Genomic DNA, 7,998 nt, shown 5'->3' with positions numbered 1-7,998 from the left:
GAACAACTCGGCTCTCGGGCATCGCTTGCTTGATAACAGGAACATACAATGGCCGGTTAAACACATGAATAACATCAAAAGTCCGATTGTTAGTCCTCAACTTTTTCAACTCGTTGGCAACATTCAGTTGATAATTATTTTTCGCAACCCGGATATATGTCACACCTTTTACCACCTCCCGGTCGCGAAGGTCGTTATCTTTTATGCAAAATACCGTTATTTCATGATTGGCGCTTAAATAGGGAATAACGCCATCGATGAAAATTTGAATAGCCCCTCCCCTGATAGAAGGAACGGTTAGCATTTCCGTACAAATTAAAGCAATTTTCACCCTGTTCACTCCAATCGTATACGGTTTCAAATGGTCTGATATAGATTCGATAGTCGCTGCGCATACTTCTCAAAGTTGTAGCGATCCGCAATCAACTTCCTGTTCTCGCGTCCTATTTTGACACGTTTCTCGCGATTGCTTAGTAACATCATGATGGCCTGAGCATAGGCTTCCGGTTCTGTAAAAAGATCAATGATATAACCGTTTTTCTCATGCAGAACAACCTCTGGATTTCCTCCTCGATTCGAGCTGATAACTGGTATGCCGGCTGCCATAGCTTCATACTGAACTCTTGCAAGCGGTTCCTGCCACTGGGATGGACAAACAAGCATATCGCTCATCGTGTAATAGTTGGGAAGCCTGTCTACTGGTATAAAATTAGTAAAATATATATAAGAGGACACAGCCGAAGCTCTTCTTCGGAGCTTCGTGACATAACTACTAATGGTCCGGTCACCATACCATTTACTCCCAATGATCACTAGCGCGGTTTTCGGATACTTGCGGATAACAAGCCTCATGGCGTTAATCAGATGATGACAGCCTTTTTTGGGCAGCAGCCGGCCGACAAAGAGGACAACATGGAAGCCCGGGGGGATACCCAATTCTCTCTTTAGCTTTTCGGCAATCTTTCTACCTTCCATGGTGTAATGAGGCGTAAATCGCTTAGGATCTTCTCCCGTATAGAGCGTAGTGATTTTGCTACTGACTGTAGGAATGGCTTTGATAATGTCCTGTGCAACAAATTTACTGACGGTAATGAGACGGTCGGCTAATTCAAAAGCGTGAAGTGCAGCCTCATCAAGAGTATCGTGATTGATTAATAGGTTATGAAGCGATAAATAAACGCGGGCAGTCGGTACCGCTCTCTTCATTTCTTCAACCCAATTCGGTCTATTATATAATTGAACTACGTCAAATAATCGCTTTTCACAGTAGCTCACCACATCATTAAAATAGCTGGATTGGTCATAACGAATGAATCTCACACCATTCATCCTTTCATCATTGCTGAACGAAGGATCCTGTATCGAAAAAACCGTAACGGCGTGACCCAATCTGCTTAAGTAGGGAGCCATGCGATCAATCAATAACTCAATCGCTCCGCTTTTAATTGGTGGACACGGCAAAGAATCCRGGCAGATTAAGGCGATTTTCATGAAAGTCCTCCTTTCGTAGATGAATGCCATTTAGGGTTATTCTCTATCCTATTCTTCAAGACACATAAATGTTTGTACATATCCAAAAAAAGCTCCGCGAATCACACACAAAAAGGATCACGCCCAATAGACGCGATCCTTATGAGAGAAGTCATTTACCCTTTTGATCCTATGGAAATCCAGTTAATGATCCCGTACGCATCTGGTGAAAAACGGGAACGCACAATGATCATTTGCGCTGAATTCGTTTGTTTTTGTTTGATAACGGCATAACACGAAGGGTGACTTGTTGTCGCTGTGATTACATAGTTAACATCTGCATACGGCTCATCAAAGAGTAACGTGATTTCGACGATTTCGTCCTGCACCTTTAATTCAAAAGGAACCAAACCAAATTGTTGCAGGGCCGCTGGTTTCGCCGCAGGAACATGCACGGCATTGAAGCTAAGCTTGCTCTCATCCACACTGCCAGCTGCGAGCTTCGTACCTTCGACTGCCCCCTCGGCCAGATGTTCCCCGTGAACGGCGCCGGCGATTATTTTACTGCTGTCTACACTGTTAGGCGACAGATGGAAGCTGCTAATCGCGCTAGATGCCAACTTGCTGCCGTCCACACTGCTCGGAGCTAGCTTGCTGCTATCCACGCTGTTAACTGCCAGTTTGGAACTGTCGATGCTGCCTGCTCCAAGATGGAAAACGCTAATCGAGCCGGGAGTCAGCTTGCTGCCATCGATACTGTTTGCTTTGAGCTTAGCGCCATCTAGAGCACCCTCTGCAAGGTGTTCGCTGCTTACCGCTCCGGCTGCTAGTATGCTGCCATCAATGCTGCCTGCCGCCAGCTTCGAACCACTCAATGCGCCGTCTGCCAAGTGGTCTGCTGTCACCGCACCCAGAGCCAATTTACTGCTGTCTACGCTATTCACAGCAAGCTTGCTGCTATCGATCACGCCATCCACGATATGGCTGCCGTTAACCGAGCCAGCTGTCAGCTTGCTGCTATCGATACTGCTTGCTTTGAGCTTGTTGCCATCTAAAGCACCTTCCGCAAGATGTTCGCTGCTTACTGAACCAGCTGCCAACTTGCTGCCGTCCACGCTGCCGGCGGATAAATGATAACCGCTGATCGCGCTGGAGGCTAGTTTACTGCCGTCAATGCTGCCTGCCGCCAGTTTCGCGCCAAACAATGCGCCGTCAGCCAGATGATCTCCCGTAACTGCGCCTGGGGACAATTTACTGCTGTCTACGCTGTTCGCTGCCAGCTTGCCGTTGTCAATCACGCCATCCACGATATGGCTGCCATTCACTGAGCCAGCTGTCAACTTGCTGCCGTCGACACTGCCGGACGCCAGCTTCACAGCATCTACTACGCCGTCCGCGAGATGATAGTTGCTCACCGCACCGGCTACCAGCTTACTGCCATCCACGCTGCCCGTTGCCAGCTTCGCACTGGTCACAGAACTATCGCTAAGGTGCTCGCTGCTCACAGCATTCTCCACAAGTTTGCTGCCGTCCACGCTGAGTGCCGCCAGCTTGCTGCCATTCACTGCGCCTGGGGCGATGTGATCGCTGTTCACAGCACCGGACACCTGCCAACTTCGTAGCGTCAATTACGCTATCCGCTAAATGCTCCCGTTGAATGGCACTTGGAACCACTTTGCTGCCATCCACGCTGCCTTTCGCGAGCTTGCTGCCATCAATCACTCCATCCACGATGTGCTCATGATTCACAGCTCCAGCGGTCAGCTTGCTGCTGTCTACACTGCCTGTAGCCAGTTTTGCGCCATACACCGAGCTATCCGCAAGATGGTAGTTGCTGATGGCGCCAAGGCTCAATTTCGTGCCATCCACGGAATTTGCCGCAAGGTTGTCGTTCTCGACCACACCAGCTGCCAGATGCCCACTTGCGATAACGCCGAGTCCAAGCTTTGCTCCACTAACTGCGCCATCGGCCAGCTTATCGCCAGTCACAGCGCCCGCTGTCAACTTCGCGCCATCCACGCTTTCCTTCGCCAGCTTCGCCCCGGTCACAGCGCCGTCAGCGATATGCTCGCTGCCAATCGCCCGTGCAGCCAGCTTCGCGCTGCTGATCGCTCCATCGGCCAAATGTCTTGAGCTAAGCGCACCAGCTACGAGTTTGCTGCCATGTATGCTCTCGTTGGCCAGCTTCGCTGCTGTAATCGCACCGTCGATAATATGCTCACTGTGCACAGACTTACTAGCGATTTTGCGACCCGTTACGCTGGAGTCAGCCAGTTTAGCTTCTGTAACGGCTTGCTCTCCTAATTTGCCTGTCGTTACAGCCTGCTCCTGCAAAGCTCTCGCCGAGATTGCTCCAGGTTGCAGATGCTGCGAACCAACTGAGCCATTCGCCAGCTTATCTTCGGTGACTGCCCCTTTCGCAAGGGTTTCTCCTGTAATGGATTGTTCCATTAACTTCGTTCCATCCAAGCTCCTGTCAGCAAAAATATTGAGCGTAATCGAGCCTTGCGCCAGGTGCTGAGACGAGATAGACCCAGGCTTAAGATGACTGCCATCAATACTGTTTTCTTGAAGATGACGAGTTTCAATGCTCATGGAAGCTATTTTTGTACCCGTTACCGCTTCTTCAGCAATTTTACTTGTCGTGATCGTTTGATCCTGCAAATGCTGAGTCGTAACGGCCTCTTCGCCAATATGATCACRCCCAATCGCCGATTCCCCGATTTGTTCAGCGCCAATCACGCCATCCCCGATATGTTCCGAACGGATAGTGCCCAAGCCCAACTTCTCGCTCGTAATGATCGCATCCTGGAGGTGTGTCGTTCCAATCGACCCTGGCGAAAGGTGTATCCCAAGTACCGCCCCATCGGCCAAATGCTCGCTAGCAACGATGCCTTGGTGCAAATGCTCGGCTGTGATTGAACTTGCCGCAAGCTTATCAGAGGTCACGCTATGCTGCTTCAGCTTCGATGTATCCACACTGCCAGCCGCCAATAGTTCAGTCGTCACAGCTCCCTCTTCCAGTTTAGAGGTAGATATGATCCCATCTGCCAAATGAAGCTGCGTGATTGCCCCCTCGCTTATGTGCCTTTCCTCAATGCTATTTTCCGTTAAATGGCTTGACGTAACGGATTGAGTTTGCAATTTCGCGCTGGAGACGATGCCATCGACCAAATGCCAGTTTTGAATCACTTGCTGCCGGATATGTTTGCCCTCAACAGTAGCTTCAACCAGCTTCGATGAAGTAATCGACTTATCTTGCAGCTTTGCATTTGAAATGCTGTTGTCAGCGAGATGTCCTATTTGAATCGCCTGCATTTGGATATGTTTACCTTCAATAGAGCTTTCCACCAGCTTCGAGGAGGTAATGGAGTCATCCTGCAGCTTTGCATTAGAAATAACATTGTCAGCGAGATGTCCCATTTGAATCGCCTTCGGGAGAATATGTTTATCCTCTACCGCATTTGCGGCTAGTTTGGCTGATGTAATGGAGCCATCCTGAATCAGTTTGGTGTGTACTGCACCTTCAGCAAGATGCCCGGATTGTACCACGCCGGAAGCAAGATGCGAAGTTTGGATAGAACCGTCCGCCAGATGCTCCGTGTGGATCGAAGACTTCACAATATGCTTAGCTTCAATTGACAAAGGAGCGATTTTTTGATTCGTAACCGCTTGATTTACGAGCTTTTCTTCCGTGACCGATGCAGGAGCGAGTTTATCCTCTGTGATTACATAACTCTCCAAATGATAACCGTCGATAGCCCCATCAGCGATGTGACTGGCTTCAATTTGACCTGGCGCAATACTCCGGCTCTGGATGCTTCCATCGGCCAAATGTTCGTTAAAGATAACTTTGGACTGAATATGAACAGAGCAAATGCTCTCATTCGCAATTTTTTCTTCGGTCACAGCTTGATCCCTTAACTTATCGGTCGTAATGGCTGCGTCCATCAGCTTGGCGGTGTCGATACTGTAATTCGAAATATGTTTGGCTTGCACAGCGCCGCTGCGTATTTTGTCAGCTGTAATCGACTGGTCATCGATCAGCTCATTCGTAATGACCAACTCGGATAGATGCTGTGATAGAATGGAGCCGTCCGCCAGCTTAAGCGAATCAATCGTTTGATCGGCGAGCTTATCCGCTGTGATGCTGTTATCCAGCAGCTTGCTGCCAGCGATCGATTGATCCTGGATTTTATCACCGGAGATGCTGTGTGGAGCGATATGTTCATCATAAATGCTGTGACCGGCAATTTTGTCACGCGTCACGCTGGCTGAAGCTAGTTTTGACTGATCGATCGCAAAATCCTTAATCACTTTGGTCCCGATGCTTTGCGGCTTGATTTTACTTTCATCAACTGAACGATTGGCGATTTTCTCCCATGTTATCGCTTCCTCCACGATATCATCTGTGTACACGACGGGATTTACGAATTTACCTGTTTTACGCTCAGAAAGCAGCAGCAGCGGAGGTGCAGGCACTGCAGTTTGTGAAACACTTACCACCGATGTGGGTTTACTCACTTTGGTTGTCTCAACAATCGTACTTTTCGCAGGTGTTGTTTTGGAAGTTGGCGTTTTGGGAGGTATACTTGCTTCCACAGGTGTAATCTTTGGACTTGTTTCCGCTTTCTCCTGCTTAACCGGAGCAGGCGAAGGCTGTTCGTTATCATCGAGCCATTTCAATTCATTTGTTCGGGAGTTCACTTTTTGCACATAAGGCCTTGCTCTGTTGCTGTTGCTCTTACGCTTACTCATAGACTCCTCTCCATTCCACATAAATTGGTCATTTGTAACATATTCAAGCTCAATGAGAGATGTACGTTAGCCCTGAAAAATGTGCGGACACCCAGATAAATGGTTACCTCCCCAATTTATGCTTGTATAAGTCATACCTCGTCTCAGCTGCCTTTTCCCAAGTGAACAATTGATCGACTCTTTGAATACCTTGCTCTCCCATGGCTCGCCTCAGCTCTCCATCTGCCAAAAGGCGCAATAAATATTGGGGCAGATCCGGCTCGATCTTATCCAAATCAACTAAATACCCGACCGTCCCATGCTTCACAACTTCGCCAATCCCGCCCGAATTTGTCGCTACGACGGGTACTCCAGAAGCCATTGCCTCAATGTTTACGAGTCCAAAAGCCTCCCCTTCCTCGGAAGGCACGGCGACGACGTCTGCGAGGTGAAACCATTTCGGGATATCAGCGTGCGAAGTGTAAGGGACGAACTTCACATTCTGCGGCATCTTGCTTCCTTCCCGGTACAACCTTTTCACATAAGCCGTCAATCTCTTAGAGCCATAGAAAGCACCGCCTACTAAAATTAAGACTGCATTTGGCTCCGTTTGAATCACCGTTTTCATCGCTTTAAGTAGATGATGTACCCCTTTTCTTGGAATAAGCCGTCCTACAAAAAGAATAACCTTTCGATTCTCGTATCCTAGCTCTTGCAGCTTTTTGGTACGGGATTTACTCCCCTCTGGAGACCATCTTGACGTAAATTTGGAAACGTCTACACCCAAATGCTGCGTTACAATTTTATGTGCAGCAGACGGCACTTTCGCCTGCACCGCCTGCTTCAGATAGTCACTGTTGACGATAACGACATCCGCCGCGGCTAAGCATGCCTTCAAATATTTCTGCGAGATATAAGGCAAAGAAATAAACACTTTCGAATGCAGCACCAGACTAATGAAGCATCTTGGAAAACGTTTGCGCAGATAGCGCACAAAATGCGGCCGATTTTCAACCTGGATGATGCCAGGCTTTCGTGCGGCGATTTGCCGAGAGACGGCGGAAATATAGGAGCGAGAGCCCCCATAAGGAACCCTTATATACGTACATCCTTCCCGTACTTCACTTCTTGGTTGATACGACGTTCTTCTCCCCAGAACACACACGGGCATGAATTTCACGAGCTTCTCGGCCGTTTTCTGGACAACCTGTTCAACCGAGGAGCTTTTTCCTGAGGGAATGGGAAAAGAACCTGGCGTAACAATGACAACACGCATAGGTCTCTGGCTCACATGTAACTCCCCCTTCCTACTTCTATACATATGCGGATATACAGGCAAAGTTTGGGCAGCTGTCCACTACTTACGCAAAAGTATCAGCATCCGTACAAACAAGCTGCACTGCTTTTCCATAAGCTGTAAGGGAGCCTCTATCGTGCCGCGGCGTTTTGGCAAGCCAGTTCCGTTGCCAGTTTTTCTGGCGAAAAACTCTAAGCTTATGCTTCCGTTGCCAGTTTTTCTGGCGAAAAACTCTAAGCTTATGCTTCCGTTGCCAGTTTTTCTGGCGAAAAACTCTAAGCTTATGCTTCCGATGCCAGTTTTTCTGGCGAAAAACTCTAAGGAGTGAAGTAGATGATCAATCCCTATGTGGGTATATTAGTGAACGATTCCTTATACGAAGGCATTCCCCTAGGGAACACAAAATATGAAGCCATCCATTTCTACAGTGACGCCGGCAAAGAATTTGGCATTACCCCTTGCTACTTCCGCATGCAAGATGTTCACATCCATAC

At 48.5% G+C, this 7,998-nt stretch carries 4 protein-coding genes and 1 pseudogene; all 5 read right to left on the bottom strand.

Going from position 1 to position 7,998, the window contains the following annotated elements; genetic code table 11:
- A pseudogene (locus tag AC1DUA_RS23260) lies at nucleotides 1-331 on the bottom strand (glycosyl transferase); the annotation flags it as partial.
- Between the two features lie 26 nt (nucleotides 332-357).
- Nucleotides 358-1,491, bottom strand: coding sequence for a glycosyltransferase family 4 protein (locus AC1DUA_RS23255; RefSeq protein ID WP_477502027.1), 1,134 nt, complete (start codon nucleotides 1,489-1,491; stop codon nucleotides 358-360).
- A gap of 155 nt (nucleotides 1,492-1,646) precedes the next feature.
- The gene (locus tag AC1DUA_RS23250; RefSeq protein ID WP_477502026.1) at nucleotides 1,647-3,065 is read right to left on the bottom strand and encodes a WIAG-tail domain; all 1,419 of its coding nucleotides are present in this window, start codon (nucleotides 3,063-3,065) and stop codon (nucleotides 1,647-1,649) included.
- Nucleotides 2,956-6,228 (bottom strand): hypothetical protein, encoded by a 3,273-nt coding sequence (locus AC1DUA_RS23245; RefSeq protein WP_477502025.1) that lies wholly within the window; start codon nucleotides 6,226-6,228, stop codon nucleotides 2,956-2,958. Before AC1DUA_RS23245 ends, AC1DUA_RS23250 begins: the two co-directional genes overlap by 110 nt.
- A 103-nt stretch (nucleotides 6,229-6,331) precedes the next feature.
- A complete protein-coding gene (locus AC1DUA_RS23240) occupies nucleotides 6,332-7,498 on the bottom strand; it encodes a glycosyltransferase family 4 protein (RefSeq protein ID WP_477502024.1) in 1,167 nt (388 codons plus the stop codon).
- Nucleotides 7,499-7,998 lie beyond the last annotated feature (500 nt).

It is taken from the genome of Paenibacillus sp. 01T422, from assembly GCF_056398785.1.
This window is presented reverse-complemented; position numbering and strand designations above follow the sequence as displayed.